This is a genomic window from Echinicola sp. 20G, from assembly GCF_015533855.1.
Classification (GTDB): Bacteria; Bacteroidota; Bacteroidia; order Cytophagales; family Cyclobacteriaceae; genus Echinicola.
Genome location: NZ_AP024154.1, coordinates 1 through 20,058, shown reverse-complemented (window position 1 = coordinate 20,058; position 20,058 = coordinate 1). Strand labels below are relative to the sequence as shown.

Annotated in this window: 20 protein-coding genes; 12 read left to right on the top strand and 8 right to left on the bottom strand. The window is 38.3% G+C overall.

Annotated elements, in window-relative coordinates; translation table 11 throughout:
* Positions 1–31: 31 nt before the first annotated feature.
* The gene (gene rny, locus JL001_RS00100; RefSeq protein ID WP_200974153.1) at positions 32–1,597 is read left to right on the top strand and encodes a ribonuclease Y; all 1,566 of its coding nucleotides are present in this window, start codon (positions 32–34) and stop codon (positions 1,595–1,597) included.
* 364 nt (positions 1,598–1,961) lie between these two features.
* A complete protein-coding gene (locus JL001_RS00095; protein WP_200974152.1) occupies positions 1,962–2,627 on the top strand; it encodes a hypothetical protein in 666 nt (221 codons plus the stop codon).
* 72 nt (positions 2,628–2,699) lie between these two features.
* Here the strand turns inward: JL001_RS00095 and JL001_RS00090 are convergent, their stop codons facing one another.
* Both JL001_RS00090 and JL001_RS00085 read right to left on the bottom strand, forming a co-directional pair.
* Complete coding sequence (locus tag JL001_RS00090) at positions 2,700–3,371, bottom strand: OmpA family protein (protein ID WP_200974151.1); 672 nt, start codon at positions 3,369–3,371, stop codon at positions 2,700–2,702.
* Between the two features lie 10 nt (positions 3,372–3,381).
* Entirely contained in the window at positions 3,382–4,149 is a 768-nt protein-coding gene (locus JL001_RS00085; RefSeq protein WP_200974150.1) for a hypothetical protein, read from the bottom strand.
* 115 nt (positions 4,150–4,264) lie between these two features.
* Between JL001_RS00085 and JL001_RS00080 the strand changes: the two genes are divergently transcribed.
* Positions 4,265–4,876, top strand: coding sequence for a 2OG-Fe(II) oxygenase (locus JL001_RS00080; protein WP_200974149.1), 612 nt, complete (start codon positions 4,265–4,267; stop codon positions 4,874–4,876).
* A gap of 68 nt (positions 4,877–4,944) precedes the next feature.
* Here JL001_RS00080 and sucD read toward each other — a convergent pair whose 3' ends face one another.
* Positions 4,945–5,826, bottom strand: a complete 882-nt coding sequence (gene sucD, locus JL001_RS00075) for a succinate--CoA ligase subunit alpha (protein WP_200974148.1) — start codon at positions 5,824–5,826, stop codon at positions 4,945–4,947.
* A 122-nt stretch (positions 5,827–5,948) separates the two neighbouring features.
* Between sucD and JL001_RS00070 the strand changes: the two genes are divergently transcribed.
* The 5 genes from JL001_RS00070 to JL001_RS00050 all read left to right on the top strand — a co-directional run bounded on the left by JL001_RS00070 (position 5,949) and on the right by JL001_RS00050 (position 12,940).
* Positions 5,949–9,380, top strand: a complete 3,432-nt coding sequence (locus JL001_RS00070) for an ATP-binding protein (RefSeq protein WP_200974147.1) — start codon at positions 5,949–5,951, stop codon at positions 9,378–9,380.
* Positions 9,381–9,447: 67 nt separating this feature from the next.
* Complete coding sequence (locus JL001_RS00065; RefSeq protein WP_200974146.1) at positions 9,448–10,623, top strand: ATP-binding protein; 1,176 nt, start codon at positions 9,448–9,450, stop codon at positions 10,621–10,623.
* Positions 10,624–10,630: 7 nt separating this feature from the next.
* On the top strand, positions 10,631–11,266 hold the full coding sequence (locus tag JL001_RS00060; protein WP_200974145.1) for an ABC transporter ATP-binding protein: 636 nt from the start codon (positions 10,631–10,633) through the stop codon (positions 11,264–11,266).
* Complete coding sequence (locus JL001_RS00055; RefSeq protein WP_200974144.1) at positions 11,263–12,489, top strand: ABC transporter permease; 1,227 nt, start codon at positions 11,263–11,265, stop codon at positions 12,487–12,489. Before JL001_RS00060 ends, JL001_RS00055 begins: the two co-directional genes overlap by 4 nt.
* 13 nt (positions 12,490–12,502) lie before the next feature.
* Positions 12,503–12,940 carry a hypothetical protein gene (locus JL001_RS00050; protein WP_200974143.1) on the top strand — a complete coding sequence of 146 codons (438 nt, stop codon included), beginning with the start codon at positions 12,503–12,505 and terminating at the stop codon, positions 12,938–12,940.
* A gap of 17 nt (positions 12,941–12,957) precedes the next feature.
* Here the strand turns inward: JL001_RS00050 and JL001_RS00045 are convergent, their stop codons facing one another.
* The gene (locus JL001_RS00045; protein ID WP_200974142.1) at positions 12,958–13,782 is read right to left on the bottom strand and encodes an aminotransferase class IV; all 825 of its coding nucleotides are present in this window, start codon (positions 13,780–13,782) and stop codon (positions 12,958–12,960) included.
* Positions 13,783–14,289: 507 nt separating this feature from the next.
* Here JL001_RS00045 and JL001_RS00040 point away from each other — a divergent pair.
* Positions 14,290–14,625 (top strand): hypothetical protein, encoded by a 336-nt coding sequence (locus JL001_RS00040; RefSeq protein ID WP_200974141.1) that lies wholly within the window; start codon positions 14,290–14,292, stop codon positions 14,623–14,625.
* 5 nt (positions 14,626–14,630) lie between these two features.
* On the opposite strand, the gene JL001_RS00035 is transcribed toward JL001_RS00040, so the two are convergent.
* From JL001_RS00035 to JL001_RS00025, 3 genes are read right to left on the bottom strand one after another with little or no spacing between them, the layout of a single operon-like run.
* The gene (locus JL001_RS00035) at positions 14,631–15,083 is read right to left on the bottom strand and encodes a cytochrome c (RefSeq protein ID WP_200974140.1); all 453 of its coding nucleotides are present in this window, start codon (positions 15,081–15,083) and stop codon (positions 14,631–14,633) included.
* On the bottom strand, positions 15,067–15,735 hold the full coding sequence (locus JL001_RS00030; protein ID WP_200974139.1) for an SCO family protein: 669 nt from the start codon (positions 15,733–15,735) through the stop codon (positions 15,067–15,069). The genes JL001_RS00035 and JL001_RS00030 overlap by 17 nt, the downstream gene beginning before the upstream one ends.
* A 31-nt stretch (positions 15,736–15,766) precedes the next feature.
* Positions 15,767–16,303, bottom strand: a complete 537-nt coding sequence (locus tag JL001_RS00025; protein WP_200974138.1) for a CopD family protein — start codon at positions 16,301–16,303, stop codon at positions 15,767–15,769.
* 54 nt (positions 16,304–16,357) lie between these two features.
* Here JL001_RS00025 and JL001_RS00020 point away from each other — a divergent pair, with 54 nt between their 5' ends.
* Genes JL001_RS00020 through JL001_RS00010 form a run of 3 tightly spaced genes read left to right on the top strand, consistent with a single transcriptional unit; the run spans position 16,358 to position 18,622 of the window.
* A complete protein-coding gene (locus tag JL001_RS00020) occupies positions 16,358–16,768 on the top strand; it encodes a hypothetical protein (protein WP_200974137.1) in 411 nt (136 codons plus the stop codon).
* Positions 16,769–16,793: 25 nt separating this feature from the next.
* Entirely contained in the window at positions 16,794–17,795 is a 1,002-nt protein-coding gene (meaB, locus tag JL001_RS00015) for a methylmalonyl Co-A mutase-associated GTPase MeaB (protein WP_200974136.1), read from the top strand.
* Positions 17,792–18,622: a DUF3298 and DUF4163 domain-containing protein gene (locus JL001_RS00010; RefSeq protein WP_200974135.1), complete on the top strand. Its 831-nt coding sequence runs from the start codon at positions 17,792–17,794 to the stop codon at positions 18,620–18,622. Before meaB ends, JL001_RS00010 begins: the two co-directional genes overlap by 4 nt.
* An 8-nt stretch (positions 18,623–18,630) precedes the next feature.
* Here JL001_RS00010 and dnaA read toward each other — a convergent pair.
* The coding region (dnaA, locus tag JL001_RS00005; RefSeq protein ID WP_192012076.1) for a chromosomal replication initiator protein DnaA at positions 18,631–20,058 on the bottom strand (1,428 nt) is incomplete at its 5' end.

Sequence of the window (20,058 nt, the reverse complement as noted above, 5' to 3'; positions counted from 1 at the left end):
CGGTAGGTCTTTTTATTAACCTAAAATACCGATGGGAATAACATTATACATTATCATTGCAGGCGTTGTAGGCCTTGCACTTGGGGCATTGATGGTTGGTTTCTTCATGAAGAAAGATAACCTCAAAATAGAGCAAGAAGCTCAGGAAAAAGCAAAGAGTCTCTTGAGAGAGGCAGAACTTACTGCAGAATCAGTTAAAAAGGATAAGATTCTTGAAGCCAAGGAAAAATACCTGAAGCTAAAGGCAGACTTCGAAGAGGAGGTGAATAAGAAGAAAAATATCCTCATCACTAATGAAGGAAAATTAAAGCAAAGAGAGCAGATTCTTTCTAAAGAAATGGAGCAGATCAAGCGTAAGGAAGCTGAGCTTGATAGCAAGAAGGAAAATCTCAGTGCTCAATTGCATTCCGTTCAAGTAAAGAAAGAAGAGCTTGACCGGGTAACCAACCAGCGCATTTCAGACTTGGAAAAAGTGGCCCTCTTAACAAAAGAAGAAGCCAGGGACCAGTTGGTTGTAATGCTGAAGGATGAAGCCCATACCAAGGCCTCATCTCATATCAAGGACATTTTGGACCAAGCCAAACTTAGCGCTACCAAGCAAGCGAAGAAGATTGTTCTGGATACCATTCAAAGAACGGCCACTGAACACGCCATTGAAAATTGTGTTTCTATTTTCAATATAGAAAGCGATGATATCAAAGGGAAGATTATTGGGAGGGAAGGTCGTAACATCCGTGCTTTGGAGTCTGCCACTGGCGTTGAGATTGTTGTGGATGATACACCTGAGGCTATTATAATTTCAGGTTTTGATCCGGTAAGAAGGGAGATTGCTAGACTTTCATTGCATAGATTGGTTCAAGATGGAAGAATTCACCCTGCAAGAATTGAGGAGGTAGTGGCCAAGACAGAGAAGAATATTGAAGAAGAAATTGTGGAGATTGGTGAAAGAACCTGTATCGATCTTGGGGTTCATGGCTTGCATCCTGAATTGATCAGAATGGTTGGTAGAATGCGCTTCAGGTCTTCTTATGGTCAGAACTTGTTGCAGCACTCCAGAGAAGTAGCTAAGCTTTGTGCTACCATGGCTGCAGAGATGGGCTTGAATGCCAAGTTGGCTAAAAGAGCGGGTCTGCTACATGATATTGGTAAGGTCTATCCCGAGGAGGCAGAACTACCTCACGCTATCTTGGGTATGGAATTGGCCAAGAAGTACAAAGAGAATCCAGAGGTTTGCAATGCCATTGGAGCTCACCATGATGAGATTGAAATGACTTCAATGATCTCACCTATTGTTCAAGCATCGGATGCTATTTCTGGTTCAAGACCAGGTGCCAGGAGAGAGATAATGGATAGCTATATCAAGAGGTTGAAAGACCTGGAAGATTTAGCATTGAGCTTTGACGGGGTAAATAAATGCTTTGCAATGCAGGCTGGACGTGAGTTAAGGGTATTGGTGGATGCTGAAAATGTAGATGATACTACAGCAGGAAAGCTTTCTTTTGACATCTCTCAGAAGATTGAAAAAGAAATGCAATACCCAGGGCAAATCAAAGTTACTGTGATCAGAGAAATGAGAGCTGTTAACTACGCGAAGTAACAGCTTTGGGTATAAAAATATAACCACAGTTGGTTTTAAATTAAGCGTCAACCTTGATTTAAGGCAACTGTGGTTTTTTTGTTTTTATAGCAAGGAAATTGAATAAAAATGAAATCAGGATTTGTAATTGGGACTTGTTTTTGGTTTTCAATTATTTATTTTAGGGATTTTTGACTTTTTTAAACTATTCTTTTAAAAGGTAGTGTTTTCATAGGAATTGCTTTAAATACTACTTTTGGTGTATTGTTTGGTACTGTTTGTTTACGTAGTATTACAGTATATTTATGGGCTATTTGATCTAATAGTGTTTTTTGTTTAGGTAGTCCAAGTTTTTGGAAAATTAACATCAACAATTTTATTTCTTATGAAAAAATTATTTACCCTAGTTTCATTGTTCCTACTGACGACAGCATTAGTAAATGCCTTTGATCACAAAATGAAAATCAGTACTTCTGAGCAAGATGCCAATATTTTTGTGGATGGCCAATTGGCAGGAACAGGAAGCGTGGAATTAAAAATTGAAAAAGGAACATGTGTTAATGTTCGTGTTGAAAAGGTTGGTTTTGTAGTTGAAGAGCGCACTTTCTGTGATCAAAAAAATCAACCAAAACCTGATAAAAATGAATATATCAGGATGTCTGTAGATGAAGCATTTACCGCTTCTTCAAGTTCAGATATTGCGAATGTAGACATCAGCTTAAAGCCATCCAAAGATGAGCTTGAATCATGGCAGCTTATTTCGAGGATCATTACTTCTTATTTTGATGTGATTGAAACAACAGATAGAGAGACCGGTTACCTTAGAACTGCGTGGGTAGCACAGAACTTTAATGGTTCAATAGTAAGGTCTAGGTGTATTGTGAAGTTAGGAAATACAAGTCCATTGGAATACAAGGTTAAACTGATTAGTGAGTACTCTAATGCCAATGGAGCAACTGTAAAAACTGATGAAGCTTTTAAAGAATGGGAGAGAATCCTAAGAAAATATGAGGGGCTGATCCCGGAGATGCAATCTAGGGTTGGACGGTAATTATTATTTGTTCATAAAAAAGGCTACCAAAATTTGATTTTGGTAGCCTTTTTTCTTCTGTTGATAATGAGTTTATATGTTTTGCAATTCGCCATTTTCGGCTTTTTCAACAAGCTCTTCATTGGCTGTTATAGCAACTTCAACCCTGCGATTTTCCGCTCTTCCAGCATCTGAATCATTTGACGCAATGGGCATTGATTCTCCATGCCCTACCGTGGTCAACCTGACTCCATCGATACCTTGCATTTTTAAATAGTTGGCCACTGAGTTAGCTCTTTTAACTGATAACTCTTGGTTATAATCTTCGCTGCCTTTGCTGTCAGTATGACCATCAATCATGATATTGGTGTCAGGGTAATCATTCAGGATTTTGGCTAATTTCATCACGTTTTCCTGAGCTTCAGGAGTTAACTGGTAAGAGTCAAAACCATATAAAATTCCTGAGTCAAATGTTAGTTGGATACCTTCGCCTACACGCTCTACTTTGGCATCTTCAAGCTCTTCCATTTCTTTGGCTTGTTTGTCCATGTATTTACCAATGGCTGCTCCAGCTGCACCACCTACGGCTGCTCCTATTACAGCACCTGCCGCAGTATTACCTTTTTTAGATCCGATTAAACCACCGATGGCTCCACCGGCACCTCCGCCAATAGCGGCTCCTTTACCTGTATTGCTCCAGTCGGCACAACCAAACAAGATGGCTGTACTCAATACTATCCCGAGTACTGATTTTAAAGTTTTCATTTGTAAAAGTTTATAGTTGATTTAAGTTTTCAAACCCTTCATGAATTTTTGATATTGCATCAAATGATTCATCAAGGTTAACTACACCTTTGCCAAATTTGTGCCAAAGTCCATCCCCACAGTCAATGTACTGACCACGTTTTTTAGGGGTAGAGTCCGAAGCAACTTCATAGTCGTAGTCTGGAAGGTATATGAATGCCAGTAGTTTACGGCTTTCTTCCCAGCCTAATTCAGTTATTTGGTCATTGATTTCAACTATTACTTTTCTTACCGAAAATTTTACAGTTAATACATAGTTTGTGACAGTTTCTTTATCTATGGATCGGTATCTGATGGTCAGGGGCGCTTCTTTTTGATTGATTTCATAGATAGCTTGGATAAATTCCTGTGCCAGCATGTGCCATTCATCTTGGTTAGTAGGGATACTGCGGGAGATTTTTCCATGAATATCCTTGGCAAAGATTCTTATTCCGCCGTCTTCATCTAAGTCTCGCTTGTTTGACCACTTGGTGTTTGCGTAAAGCGTTTTGAATGGCTGCTCCCATACTTTGGGGACTTCTCCTAAAAAGTCATAGTCATCCTCCAGTGTAAAGCCTTCCGAAATGATTTCTTCCTCGGATAGTTCTTCTCTGTCGGTGTAATGAACGGTGAACTGTGTGTTGATAAAGTCCCTTTCAAAACTGATCTTAAGCTTAAAAATATGACTAAAGGGAGGTGGTATGACACCAGATTCGAAATCTATTTCAATTCTTTTAATATCGTCTGATTTAAGGAGCATTTTATGTGTTTCTTAATGAAGATTTTAATTGAGTGGTTGTCTACTCAATATTTTCGTACAAAATTATGGTTTTCTGGAAAATTATTGACGTATTTTTGCCGCTAAAATATCCAGCATGGAAAACGAGCTTGAGTTAATAGCAAACCAACTGTATGAGAAAGGGTGGTGTATTACTGACCACTTTATTTCAGACGACTTTAGAAAGGAATTATTGCAAGAGCAACAAGATATCCTTTCTCATGGCCAGTTTCGATTGGCTGGCATCGGTAAGGGCGATAACTTTAAGGTCAAGACAGAGATTCGTAGTGATAAGGTGTTTTGGATGGATCATACCTCTCTGACGCTATTGCAGACAAAATATTGGGAGCTGATGTCTGAGTTAAGTAGGGCAGTTAATCAGCGTTGTTTCTTGGGATTAAGGTCTTTTGAAGCGCACTTTGCCATGTACCCTCCTGGATCGTTTTATTTAAGGCACCTTGATCAATTTCAGAATGTGAAGTATAGGGTAGTTACCGTAATACTATATTTGAATGATGAATGGACGGAGGAAGATGGTGGTGCCTTGAGGATGTACCTACCAATGGAAGAGGGAGAAGAAAAGCTGGATGTTTATCCCAAAGGAGGAAGATTGGTGGCTTTTTTAAGCGGGGAAATTCCCCATGAAGTTTTGACCACTAATAAAGAGAGAGTAAGTATTACTGGCTGGTTCAGGGATATTGAATATTGAAATGGTTCCAAACAAAATCGCCACCCCATTTTAATAAGGTGGCGATTTGAATTTATTATTTTCTAGGCTTAAGCTTTTACATTAAGTGCTTTGGCCATTACGTCTCCAATTTCAGCTGGAGATTCTGCTACGTGAATACCATTTTCTCTCATGATTCTCATCTTAGCTTCAGCTGTATCATCAGCTCCACCTATGATGGCTCCAGCGTGTCCCATTCTTCGGCCCGGAGGTGCTGTTTGCCCTGCGATAAAGCCTACTACAGGTTTTTTATTACCATCTTCTTTGATCCATCTGGCAGCCTCAGCTTCATAGTTACCACCAATTTCACCAATCATTACGATCGCGTCAGTTTCATGGTCTTCCATCAACAATTTTACGGCTTCTTTTGTAGAAGTACCGATGATTGGATCACCACCAATCCCGATGGCAGTAGAAACACCTAAACCTGCCTTGGCAATTTGATCAGCCGCCTCATAAGTCAATGTACCGGATTTTGAAACAATCCCAACTCTACCTTGCTTGAAGACAAAGCCAGGCATGATCCCTACTTTAGCTTCCCCAGGAGTAATTACACCAGGGCAATTAGGTCCGATTAGGGTAGCTCCTCTTGCTTTAATATAAGGCTTGGCTACCATCATATCTTTAACAGGAATCCCTTCAGTGATGGCAATGATTACTTTAATGCCTGCATCAGCAGCTTCCATGATGGCGTCAGCAGCAAAAGCAGGTGGTACAAATATAATGGATGTATCTGCCTCAGTTGCCTTTACAGCCTCTTCTACTGAATTGAATACTGGTTTTCCCAAGTGAGTACTGCCTCCTTTGCCAGGAGTGACACCACCAACTAAGTTAGTGCCGTACTCAATCATTTGCTGCGCGTGGAAAGAACCTTCAGATCCAGTAAAGCCCTGGACGATTACTTTAGAATCTTTATTTACTAAAACACTCATGATGCGATTTTTAAAGTTCGGATACAAAAATAAAAGATTAAGGCCTAGTACAAAAAGAAAAGAGAAACAATGTCAAATTTAATTTACTCGAACAAATTCTTTTTATAATTTAGGTCTGCACTATGGCTAAGACTAGATTCCTGTTTATTTTATCATTCCTCATTACCCGGATGGTCTTTTCTCAGTCCTTTCAGATGAATAAGCAAATCAAAGGGTTGGAATTACCATCAGAAAATGCCTATTCAATTGCTCAAGACAAGAAGGGAAGGGTATGGTTCGCCACTTCTAGGGGGATTTATTATTCAGACGGAATCAGTACCTATGGAATACCTGAGCAAATTAAAACCAATCTGGGGAAGAATTTAGATTTCTTGATTGATTCAGAAGGTGTAATATGGGTTTTTAACACAACTGGAATCCCAAATATATTTTATTTTTCTAATGAATCTTGGAGTAGATTTGAGCTTCCCTATACACTTAAGCAAGAGCTGACTAGAGAAAAGACAACAGTTTCTATAATTGGTAGCGGAGATTGGAAAAAGATAGTAATCAGTAGAGGAAGTGTAATTGCTATTTCAGAAGTTGGGTCGTTCGAATGGGACTACATGGATTTTCCTTCAAAAGAATGGGGGGGGCTAAAGAATGTAGTTTGCTTTGGTGGTAATAATGATGAATTCTATCTATTATTTTCAAGATATTCCGCCAAGTATAAAGGGGGAGAGTTGACTCCAATAGATTTCAATGTACTACCAGATGCTGTTTGGTCTATTAGTTATAATGAAAAAGATAGCTTGTTTTATTTTTTGGGAAACGATTATCTAGCAGTTGGGAGTGAAGTGGAGGTTCCTGAGAGGATTATTTCTAAGGGCTTTTCGAAGGTGATTTATGATGAGTTTAAGCGTTACGGTCTTCAGATTAAGGATGGTCAGGTTTATTATTTTTTTGGTTCACAATTGTTTAAATACAACTCCAATAATGGTGAAATTCTTGAGATAACTACTTTTGATGAGTTAAAAGCTTTTTTTATCAATTCTGCCTTTGTTGATAGAGAGAATATCATTTGGATCGCTACTGTTAGGGGAATAGTCAATTTGCCTACCTTAAGGTTTCAAAACTTTGATCAATTAGACGGGTTACTGGAGCATGAAGTGTCGGCGATAGAGCGGATGGGGTATAGACATTATTTGTACGGTTTTAATAATGGCGTCCAACTTCGGAGGAACGGAAAGGTGCTTTTAGAGTCCATAGCAGTTGGGCAGCCAGGAGAGCCTAAAAACAGAGTAACAAGCTTTCATAAGGATAGGAATGGGGTTATTTGGATAGCTTCATCTAGAAGAGGGGTTGGACGTTTTGATCCCTTGGAGGGAAGCTTGGAGTTTTACGCTGCACCAGATAGTTCGTTTGTAATGAATTTGGCCCCAAATGGGAAGAGGTTATTTATAGTGGCAGGAAGAAGGGTGTTTTTGTCTGATATTGGCAAGAAAGGAAAAAAACTTTTTGAAAATGATATTACTGATTCACTTTTTAATGATGTTTTAGGAATAAATGTCATGCAATTAAGGAAAATTGACTTCATGGAAGATGGGAAGATGGTTTTAATGCTAGGAGAGTCCATAAGTCAGGAGGTAGATGTTATTGAAAATGATTCTGCTTTAGCCTTTGTTGGTTATGATTGGGAGGGCAATGAAGAAAAGAGGATATTTGGGACACATGAGGGTCTTAAGATATATGAAGATGATAGTTTGAAATTTTTTGAAGTGAATGGACAACATATAGATAGGCCTGTTTATGCAATATTAAAAGACCAAAACTCTAATATATGGGCAGGAACGGATGACGGCATTGCTATAGTAGGTAATGGGACTATGAGGTTTTTTGATGAACACACTGGTCTTATTGGTAGCGAAGTAAATAGAGGCGCTTTGGCGGAAGGGGATAATGGAAAAATTATGATTGGCACGCAGAATGGCCTTTCGGTATTTATCCCTGAAGAGGATGAGTCATCGTTCGCAAAGCCGCTGGTTTCAATTAATTCTATGAGGATTCTAGGTGTAAAGGATACTGTATTGAATTTGGATAGAATCCCATACGAACATAATAATATAGAGTTTGAATTCAATGCAACAAGCTTTTTGGAGCTTACAAATTTTACAATAAGCTATAAACTGGAAGGCTTACATGCAGACTGGCAGCACATTCAAAACCCAAGGGTTAATAAACTGCAATTCAATAACCTGCCTCCAGGATACTATACTTTGTTGTTCAAGGCAAGTTTGGGAGGGCAGTTTGAATCGGAGGTTGTCCGTTCGGATCACTTTTCAATTATAAAACCAACTTACTTGCAGTTTTGGTTTATAAGTTTGATCATGTTTATTTTTTTAATGATTGGTTTTGGACTGAATATGTTGGTCAATCAATTTAAAGAAAGAGGTATTCTTCAGAAAAGTATAGATGAAAAAGATCAAGTTATTAAAACTGCCGAGGATCAATTCAGGAATGTTTGGGAAAGCTCAAGAGATGGTTTTGCACTTCTAAATTTAGAGGGGCATGTTATAGCCGTAAATCCATCTTTGAAGAAATTAGCGGGCATTGAAGGACATGTGGGCCATATTAAGAGTATATTTGGGAACGAAGATTATTTTTATTCAAATAAAGACCGGATAGTAGCCTTATTGGAAAAAAGTGGAGGGAGAGGAGGTTCTTTTGAAGCCTTTATGCCTTTTTATTCCGGTGAAAAGAATATAGACTTGTATGTCACACGTGTAAATCCAAAGGAAGAGGATGAAGAAATAATATTATTGGTTTTTAGGGACGTTACTGATAAGAAGATTTATGAGGCAGGACTGAAAGAAGCTAAGGAAAAGGCGGAAGAAGCGAACCGGATCAAGACTAACTTTCTATCCAATATGAGCCATGAAATACGGACTCCTCTAAATGGAATATTAGGAACCACAGAGAATATCATTCTACAGAATTCAAACAACCACCTGCTTATAGCGCAGTTGGAGATCATTAAAGAAAGTGGAGAGAGACTTCTCAATACTATTAACAGTATCTTGGATATGTCCAAGATAGAAGCTAACAAAGTGGAGGTGTTTTATGAACATACCAATGTAAATGATTTTCTTTCTAAAATCTTGCTTCCACTTAAAACATTAGCTATCAGGAAGAATTTACTATTAACTGCGAAGTTTGAGACGAAACCTTTCTATGCAAAAATCGACAAGCGCTATTTGGAGATGATAGTGAACAATATTGTGGGCAATGCAATAAAATATTCAGAAGAGGGATTGATCAAATTATGTGTAAAAAAAGAAAATGAAAATATTTTATTAAAAGTAGAGGACACGGGAATCGGTATGAGCAAGGAATTCATTGCCAATATTTATACACCATTTGAACAAGAAAGTGGAGGTTATGATAGAAAATTTGAAGGAACAGGTCTTGGCTTGTCCATAACAAAGAATTTAATAGAGCTGCTAGGTGGCTCGATCGAGATAACCAGTGAGAAAAAAGTAGGTACAACTGTAGTCGTGACTTTGCCCGTCAATTAATTAATATTATTAATATTGTGAAAAATTGAACTTAGAACCACCTTTTTAGACTAATAAACGAAAATTTATGCTTGCATTGAAAATACTTATAGTGGAAGATGATAATGTGTCAGCGCTTCTGCTTAAAAAGGCATTGGAAAAGAACCACCATGAAATTTTAGGAATAGCAGCGACAGGTGAGGAAGCATTGGATTTGATGGACGAACAACAGGTGGATCTTGTGATGATGGATATCAATTTGGGAGGAGAACTTGACGGAATCAAAACCACCGAGATCATTAATGAAAAGTACGATATCCCGGTAGTCTATTTGACTGCTAGCTCGGATGAAGAGACATTGCAAAAAATAGCGGGTACCAATCCAAGTGCTTATGTGATCAAGCCTTTCAATATTCGTGAGTTAAACATGATGATTGAGCTCGCCATTTTCAAGGACAAAAAGGAGAAAGAGCTTCAAAAACTAAATAACGAACTTGAAGAAAAAGTAAGGAAGAGAACCGCAGATCTCAATGAGGCCAATAAAGAATTAAAGAAGGCTTTGGAAAAAGAAAGAGAGATTGGTGAGCTGAAATCCAGGATCGTACAAAATGTATCACACGGTTTTAAAACTCCACTTACTTCTATCTTGAGCTCTGCTCAGCTTTTGCAGATTTATGCGGAGAAAGACCATCCCATGAAGCAAAAACTGGTCAAGCACTCCAGAAAAATAGAGAATTCAGTCAGGAGTTTGAATAGCTTGCTGACTTCCGTTTTATTTTTCGGTAAAGCAGATGCCAATAAAATAGATTATAAGCCTTCGCGCTTTTTCACAGCGGCATTCTTCAATGAAGTTCTTGATGTGGTTAAAGCCAATAATGATAATAATGTAACCATTTCAACTAGTTTTAATAATGTTCCCAAAACCATAAAGTCAGATACTGAATTACTTTATCAGGTTTTCGAAAACCTTTTGTCCAATGCAGTTAAGTACTCCAAAGAAAATGGACATGTGAATTTTTCGGTTGATGTAGATGATGAAATCATGAAGGTAATAATTGAGGATGATGGCATAGGTATTCCGGCCAAAGAGCAATCCCAGCTATTTGATAGGTTTTTCAGGGCTAAAAATGTTGGGATTACAGAAGGTTCCGGATTAGGGTTGTCAATAGTGAAAAAATGTGTGGAGGTGCTAAAAGGAGAAATTCATGTAAAAAGTGAGGCCGGGAAAGGATCCACATTTATTGTAAATATTCCAATAGGTTAACTGGAAAATGATTTTAGCGAAGAATATAAGTTTCCAATATGATTCAGATCATCAATTTGATATTCCTGATATTAAAGTAGACCAAGGAGGGGAGTTATTGATCCTTGGAAAGTCGGGTAGTGGAAAGACTACCGTGTTGAATATTCTGGGAGGATTGCTAAAGCCACAATCTGGAACTGTAGAAATTGGCATCACATCTATATATGATTTAAAAGGAGCAGCTTTGGACAAATATAGGGGAGCTAATATTGGGGTGATTTTCCAAAAGCCACATATTCTATCTCCACTGACGGTTGAAGAAAACCTCCAACTCGCACAGTACTTTTCTGAAAAGAGTGAAAAGCGCTTAATCGAAAAGATACTAAATGATTTGGGAATTGCGCACAAGAAGAATTCTAAAATAAGTTCGCTTAGTGAAGGGGAAGCCCAAAGGGTTTCTATAGCAAGGGCATTGGTCAATAATCCCAAAGTGATTTTAGCGGATGAGCCTACAGCAAGCTTGGATGATGAAAATGCAGCAATGGTGATCCACATGCTGAAAGAGCAAGCAAGCAAGATGAAGTCGGCGTTGATAGTGGTAACCCATGATCAAAGAGTAAAAGAGCATATTTCCAATTATATACTGATGGGAGGTGTGTCATGAATATGCTGAAGCTGAGTTGGAAATATTTGATTTCGAAACCGCTAAATACCGGACTTAATATATTGCTCTTGGCTTTGGGGCTGGCCATTATTGCTGTATTGCTATTGGTGCAAGACCAATTTGAAAGTCAGATGGATAAGGATGCCAAAGGGATTGATCTGGTAGTGGGTGCTAAAGGAAGTCCATTGCAATTGATTTTATCCAGTGTCTATCATATTGATTTTCCAACGGGAAATATTGATATGAAGGAAGCTAAGGCAGTTTCAAGGAACAGGTTGATCAAAAAGTCTATTCCATTAGGTTTGGGAGATAACTATGAGGGGTATAGGATAGTGGGTACCAATCATGATTATTTGGAGTTGTATGAAGTGGAATTTGAAAAAGGAAAAGCCTGGCAGAAGCCGTTTGAGGTAGTTTTGGGACAGGATGTAGCAAAAGCGTTGCAACTAGGTGTCGGTGATAAGTTTATGGGATCCCATGGGATTGGAAGCAGTAGTCATGAGCATGATCATCATGCTTATGTGGTGACTGGTATTTTGACAAAATCAGGTCGTGTGGTGGATAAGTTGATTTTAACAAGCTTAGAGTCTGTATGGTTTACTCATGACGAAGAAGACGAGCATGACCATTCCGCCATGGAAAGGCCTGTTGCGACAAAGGGATTTCCAAATTCTGAAGAGGATAGGGAAATAACGACACTCCTGATTCAGTACCGAAGCCCAATGGCAGCTGTGCAGTTACCTCGCTTTATCAATAGCAGAAGTTCTCTTCAAGCAGCTTCTCCAACTTTCGAAATTTCAAGACTTTTTGAACTTTTAGGGGTGGGGATCAAGATGATTAAAGGTTTGGCTTTTGTGATTGTTTCTATAGCCGGTTTGAGTATTTTCATTGCATTATATAATTCATTGAAAGAACGTAAGTATGATTTGGCTGTAATGAGGACCATTGGAGCCTCCAAGAAGCAGCTATTTTTCCACATTGTATTGGAAGGGATTATATTGACAGGTCTTGGTGCGCTAGTAGGGATTTTGATGGGGCACCTTTTTTTATCAATTTTGGTTATTGGTCAAGAACAAGGAGCATTGAGTAGTATAACACCTTGGGTGTTTTTAAAAGAAGAGGTATGGATCGTTTTATATGCGGTGGTCGTTGGTATAGTCGCTTCGATTATACCTGCCTCAGGAGCCTATAAAACAGATATCGCAAAGCAACTGACAAAATAATAGCGTTGATAATATGAGATTGAAACTAAGTTTACTGACACTGTTTACTATTGCTGTATGTGGTATTTCCCAAGCCCAGCAGAAAGAAAGTGTTTGGAAAGAATTGTCTGAAGTAAAGTATGAAATCGGAGAGGATGAGTACGGAGAATTGTACTTGCCGGTTTTTAGTGATAAGGTGAAGCAAATGGAAGGCAAAGAAGTTTTTGCAGATGGCTATATCATTCCCTTTGAGGGGATGTTTAAGCCCGAGCATATCATCTTGTCATCTTTACCGCTGGCAGAATGCTTCTTTTGTGGCTCTGGTGGCCCGGAAACAGTCATGGAAGTCATGCTGACAGATCCCATAGAGTATACTTCAAAAAGGGTAAGGGTGAAAGGAAAGCTTAAACTTAATGCCAAAGACCCTGAAAAGTTAATGTACATCCTTACGGATGCTGAATTGGTATTGTAATAAACAAAATAGCCCTCTTAATTGAGGGCTATTTTGTTTTCAAGAGATTTGAAGTCTTCCATTATTTTTTTTGTGTGAACACCTACTTGCCCATTGCCGATAGGTTTGCCATCAATTCTTGTAATGGGAAGAATTCTTTTGGTTGTACTGCTCATAAAAACTTCGTCAGCATTCACCAATTCCTCAAGAGATATGTCCGTGATGTTTATTTGATCATTAAATGCCAAGATCTTTTTTCTAGTTATTCCCATAAGGATATTGCTTTTAGGGGTGCTGATCAATCCATCTTTGACCATGAATATATTGCTTCTTGAACTTTCTGAGATGATGCCATTGAAATGATAGAGCACATCCTCTGCTTCTTTTTCTTTCCAATCAGCACTAAGGAAGACCGGTAAGGCGTAATTTGTCGTCTTAATTTCAGGAATTGGCCTGATGTATTCGGTAGTTAAAAGGTTTACTCCTTGGCCGTATTTTTCTTCAGAAGGCATCAGTAGTTCTTCACAGAAAATGTATAAGCTTCCATCTGCAGGTGAGAAATGATTATCCGATACCCCACCAGACAGCACCATCCTTATTCCTCCTTGTTCTAGGTCATTTTTTTGGATTAACTGATGAATGATTTGCTCAAGTTCTTGAGCAGTGTAGTTTAGGTTTAGGTGGGTTTTAGAAGCAGACTTGATAAATCTATCCAAATAATCCTCTAGAAATAAAGGCTTGTAATTGACTGTCCTAAAAAAATCAAAAACCGCATACCCCCTGATTAGTCCTATATCCATAGGGTGAAGGCTGGCTTTTTGGCTTTCAGTAATTTGGTCAACAGAGAAGCAAAATGGTTTCATAGGTAGTAAATATTGTTCTTGTTAAAGTATATGATTTCTTTGAGGTATAAATATAAGTATTGTAGCGAAAGAGATCATTCGACTAAAGATTTCTATGAGTTAAATTTTATAGGTTTTTCATTTCAATAATACATTTTTTGATAGGGACTAAAGTTACTCGTGATGAAATATATAATTACATTAGGTGGCTTTAGGCTGTAATATGTCTTTTCTTAAAAAAACGAGTTCGTTGATCAATTTATTAGTTTTCCTGAAGCCTTATATTTCAATATGGATATCTCAACTTTCATGACTGATATAGTGGGGTTTAGATCGGGAAGTAATTGTGTTGAATGAAAATTAATATAATCTTTTAAAGATATAATTTGTTTAATTATATCCATTTTTTCAAATTTAAACTTATTTAAAGATTATAAAGCTATGTGGTTGAAAACGAATAGGTTGCTTTTATGGTGTGTTGTTGTCATGTTTACTTCTTGCGAATCTGAAAAAAAAAGTCGGGAAAAAATGATTGAAGAAGTGATGGTTATTCATGATGAAGTGATGCCTAAGATGGGGAAAATTAAGTCAGCACAAAAAAGATTATTACAGGAAGCTGAAATATTAGAAAAAGAAGACTCTGATGCAAATAGTTCCGAAGCAAAGGAACTTAGAATGATCGCAGGAAAGTTAGGGGATGCTTATGATGGAATGTTTGATTGGATGCACCAATATCCTAAGAGTTTTGATGATATGGCCGAAGACGAAGTGTTTAAGGTTCTAGAAGAACAAAAAGTCAAAATTACCAAAGTGAATCAAGATATAAAGGAAGCTTTAAAGCAACTAGATGATTTAGAAGAATAGGAGTACTATTCTTCTAAATATTGTTTCACTTTTCTTGCATCAATGAGCCTCTCATCCCTCCCGAATGCACAGTAGATATAAGTGGCTATTTCAGCAATTTCAAGATTGGTCAGTTTTGGGTTTCCGGGCATTGGCTGGTTGTACTGGATTCCATTTACTGTGATTTCCCCTTTTAGCCCATGCCTAATAATTTTTATGGTTCTATTTTCATCATGAAGTAGAAAGTCTGCCGCTACGAGTGGGGGAATTAATTTACCTAGACCTGTGCCGTCTTTTTGATGACAATTGGCACAATAATTATCATACAGTAGTTGCCCTTCAATAGCGTATTGCCTGGTTTTTAGGTCTTCAATGTCATTCAATGAAAAATGCTCATTGGCATTTTTATTCGAACCATTACAATTGCTAAGAAAGCCTAAGAAAATGGCAAAAAAAGTAAGTTTAAGTGTCTTTGTCATCCTTGCTTAGCAATTTAGGAATGTCCTGAATGAGTTCGTCAACCTGTTCCTTAACAGTTCCGTCATAAACACCTCTGATATGTCCTTTCCTGTCAATTAATATAAATGCACCACTATGAAGAAACCCTCCTGGTTCGTTTTTATCCTTCATGGCAGTGGCAAGATAGCTGGTTTGGCCAATTTCGAATATTTTTTCTTGGTCACCTGTGAGGAAATGCCATGTAGAAGCATCCTCTATACCCAGTCTTTCCGAATAATCTTTTAAAACCTGAACCGTGTCGTAAGTTGGGTCAATGGAATGGCTAAGGATCTGAAAATCGGGGTTATTCCTAAATTTCTCATATACCCTTAGCATTTGTGTTTTCATGATCGGACAAATCGTAGGGCAAGTAGTGAAAAAGAAGTCCGCAACATATACTTTACCATTTACAGCCTCATTGGTGATCGTATGGCCGTCTTGATCGGTGAAAGAAAAATCCGCTATTTGATGATACACTGTATCAATCACCGTTTTTCCATCCACTTCTTTTTCCACCATATCACTGAAGCCCAAATAAGGAAGCCCCTCTTCTTCTTGGGATTTTGAAGTGCAATTCCATACGGTAAGGATGGAACAGAGCATGGCAAATACGATGAGATTGTGTCTTAGCATTTTTTATTTTTACTACGCTTTGATAATTTTATTAGTTCCTTGTTCGGCTTTTTTTATACAGTTTGATGGCAATCATAAGTAGGGCACTCAATACTAGTAAGCCAACCACTCCCCATACCATATCCATTAGGTTTTTGAGTACTATTAGGAATACAATGGCAAATAGCAGAACTGTTGCAGCTTCATTCCAAACCCTTAGTTGAGTGGAGGTCCATTTGGCCGTGCCTGTTTGGAGGTTCTTATAAATTTTATGGCAAATAAAATGATAGAGATATAGCAAAAAAACAAAAGCAAGCTTGGCATGCATAAAACCCATTTGTAAATATCCCCAACGATAAGAAAGGGTCCATATACCAAAGATTAATGTTAAGATGGCAGAAGGCCAAGTAATTCCTAACCATAATCTCCTAGCCATCAAATCAAGTTGGGGTTTTAGAATTTTCTGTTCTTCAGGAGATTTTTCCAGGGCTTCTGTTTGATAGATAAATAGACGTACAATATAAAATAAGCCTGCAAACCAAGTGACAATGAAGATAATATGCAGTGCTTTGATGTATTCGAACCCCATATTGAAATTTTTCCCCTAAATTAATGGTTTAGGTCTAAACAACCTTGGATTACTATGAAAACAAAGCGACTGTTTTACTTTATTGGGATATTGGTAATGGCCATGGTCATTTGGATGGTAAGTGATACCATTTCACAGCCAGGGGTGAAAGATTTGAAAATGGACTTTATCGAAGTGGCATTTTACAGAAATGAGAATAACACCGGACCAATCAAACGAATTTACGCAGTGACAGTGGAAGATACCATATGGTCGGAAATGAGGAAGTATGGTGAACTCATGCCGCATACAAAATATGGAAATACTCAGGTTTTTTTCTTTTTGAGCAGTCAAGAATCACCCGAAAAGTTACGTTCCGAGCCTCCTTATTTTGATGTGCGCTTTGATAAGTATTGTGTAGGAAAGTTTGAAAAGAAGCCAATGGGGGAAGAAAGTTTCAGTAAGTATCCCTTTAAAAACAATTAGCATAACAATCACAGAAATATTTTTTATGTCCCAAGCGTCGAAAAATAGATTAAAGGCCTCAGAATATGTTGATGGACTTCTATCCAGAGATCGCAGTATTCTTAGTAAAGCGATTACTTTGGTAGAAAGTAAGTTGGAGAAGGACCAGAAATTAGCTGATGAAGTTATCAATCGAACCATTGCGTATTCGGGTAAGAGTATTCGGATCGGAATAACTGGATCGCCTGGTGTTGGCAAGAGTACATTTATTGAACATTTTGGTTTGTTATTGGTAGAGAAAGGCAAGCGAGTGGCCGTATTGACCATTGATCCTAGTAGTGTGACATCGAAAGGAAGCATATTAGGGGATAAAACCAGAATGGAAAACTTGACCAAGAAGGAAGAGGTGTTTATCAGGCCTTCACCTAGTTCTCAAACTTTGGGAGGGGTGGGGGCTAAGACAAGGGAAAGTATATTGTTATGCGAAGCAGCAGGGTATGATGTGGTTTTAGTGGAAACAGTTGGGGTAGGGCAATCGGAAATAATGGTGACAGAAATGGTTGACTTTTTTTTGTTATTGGTTCTACCTAATTCTGGCGATGAGCTTCAAGGAGTAAAGCGAGGGGTAATGGAAATGGCAGATGCTATCATAGTGACTAAAGCTGATAGAAATCAACTCTCAGAAGCCATTATATCAAAAAAGGAACTTGATCATACTGTGAAATTAATGAAAAACCCGAACAAGCCATGGAGTACAGAAGTGATGCTTGTATCTGCCATTGAACAAAAAGGCCTTTCGGATGTATGGGATGTAATTCAACGTTATGAAAATCAGATGAAAGCTCAGGGCTTTTTCGATTCAAATAGAGAAGAACAGCGTGTCAGTTGGTTTTATGCACATATTCAGCAGGCTTTGGAAGCTCGGTTTTATCATGATAAAGAAGTGAAAGAGAGATTGGAAGAACAGATGGAAGAAGTGAAAAAAGGTAATTCTTCACCATTGGTTGTGGCAAGGAATTTGGTTGAGAGCTTTCTAAAAAAACAATGATAATCGCAGTGATGAATGTAAAGAAAATACCATTTGTTTGGGGCTTTGCTTTGTTATTTTTCGGAGTAATGGCTTGTAGCGGTGGTCAAGAAAAAAAATCACAAGTTTTGGAACAAGCTTCATTGAGATATGAAATCGATGATTTTTCTCAAAATGCTTGTGTTGGTGAAGATAGTGTTTGTGCTGAGGTAAATATGTCTTATCCTATTTTTGAAAATGGTGATGAAGGATTGGCTTCCTGGATCAATCTTCATGTAAAAGAACAATTGTTAATGTACCTTACCTGGGGCGAGGAAGAGATACAAGTTGATAGTCTTGAGGAAGGGGCCAAAAATTTTCTAGATGGTTTTGTGGACTTTGGTAGGGATTTTCCAGAGTCTGTCCACCCATGGTTTAATACTACAGAGGGTGAAGTGAGCATGTTGGATGATGGGACGCTTTCTATTGTCTTTTCAAATAGCAGTTACACAGGAGGAGCACACCCCAACCATACAGTAATGTTTCTCAATTTTGATTTGATCAATAAAAAGCTTTTAAAAGAGGAAGATCTTGTCTTGGATAAGCAGGGGCTTTTGCAGTTGTCTGAGAAAAAATTCAAAGAATACCATGATGTGAAAGCAGAAATTACCCTCAAAGATGATGGTAGGTTCTTTCTGGATGAAAATGACCAGTTTTTTTTACCTGCTGCTATGGGCTATGAAGGGAAGGATTATGTAATGATTTATAATAGTTATGAGATAGGTCCTTACGCTATGGGACAGACAGAACTTAGGTTTTCTCTGGAGGAACTGGAAGGAATCGTTAGGCCAATAAAAAAGGGGAATTGATTCCCCTTTTAATATGATCTCATTTTGAATTTTTTTCTTTGTTCGTTGATGGCATTTCTGAAAGCAGTGTCTGTCTCCATTAGGTCATTAACAGTTTGAACCGCATGAATGACGGTGCTGTGGTCCCTGCCCCCAAAATGGTAGCCAATTGACTTTAATGAATGATTGGTGAATTCTTTTGAAAAGTACATGGCGACCTGCCTGGCTACCACAATTTCCTTCTTTCTTGTTTTGGCTTTTAGGTCATCCAGTTTGATGCCATAATAGTCAGAAACAGTTTTTTGAATAAAGTCAATGCCTACTTCTGTTTCGATGTCTTTGACGATGTTTTTCATGATCGTCTTTGCGAGACCTAAGTCTATTTCCACCCTATTGAGTGAAGCGTGTGCTATCAAAGAAATCAATACTCCTTCAAGCTCACGAATATTGGTGTCGACAGTATAAGCTAGATACTCGATTACATCATCAGGAATATAAATTCCTTCAGACTGCATCTTTCTTTTGATGATAGCTACCCTGGTCTCAAAATCAGGCATATGAAGATCTGCAGTCAGTCCCCATTTGAAACGGGAAAGCAAACGCTCTTCAAGTCCTTTTAAGTCTTTTGGAGGACAGTCAGAAGTCATGATGATCTGCTTCTTACTTTGGTGCAGGTGGTTGAAGATGTGGAAGAACATTTCCTGAGTACGATCCTTTCCAGCAAGGAACTGGATGTCATCAATAATCAATACATCCACTTGCATGTAGAAATTTGTAAAGCTTTTCACATTACCATCTTTGATGGAGTCCATGAATTGGTTTACAAACTTTTCAGAGGATACATAAAGTACAAACTTTTCTTCTGGGCCGTTCTTGATTTCATTACCAATGGCTTGGATCAAGTGAGTTTTACCAAGTCCTACTCCACCGTAAACCATCAAAGGATTAAAAGAAGTAACTCCTGGTTTTGTAGCAACGGCATATCCAGCAGATCTTGCCAAACGGTTACAGTCACCTTCTATATAAGAATTGAAGGTGTAATTGGGGTTCAGATTGGACTGAAGAAGGGCATCGCTGTCCAGTGACTTCATGTCAAAAGGACTTCGGCTTTCTTGTTCCGCCTTGTCTGCATTTTTCTTTTTATTGGGGCTGATATTGCCTTGCGGATAGCTTACGACATAGGGTTGGTTCTGGGAATTGCCCCTATCCACTACCACAGCATATTCTAATTTTCCGTTGGGACCCAAGGTGTTTTTTATGGCAAGTTTGAGCACTTGCACATAATTGTCTTCAAGCCATTCGTAAAAAAATTGACTAGGAACCTGAATGGTCAACGCAGAGCCATCCAATCTCACCGGGTTAATAGGTTTAAACCAGGTGGAAAAGCTCTGTTCGTTTACGTGCTCTTCAATGACACGCAGACACTCGTCCCATACTGCTTTTGCCTCTGAACTCAT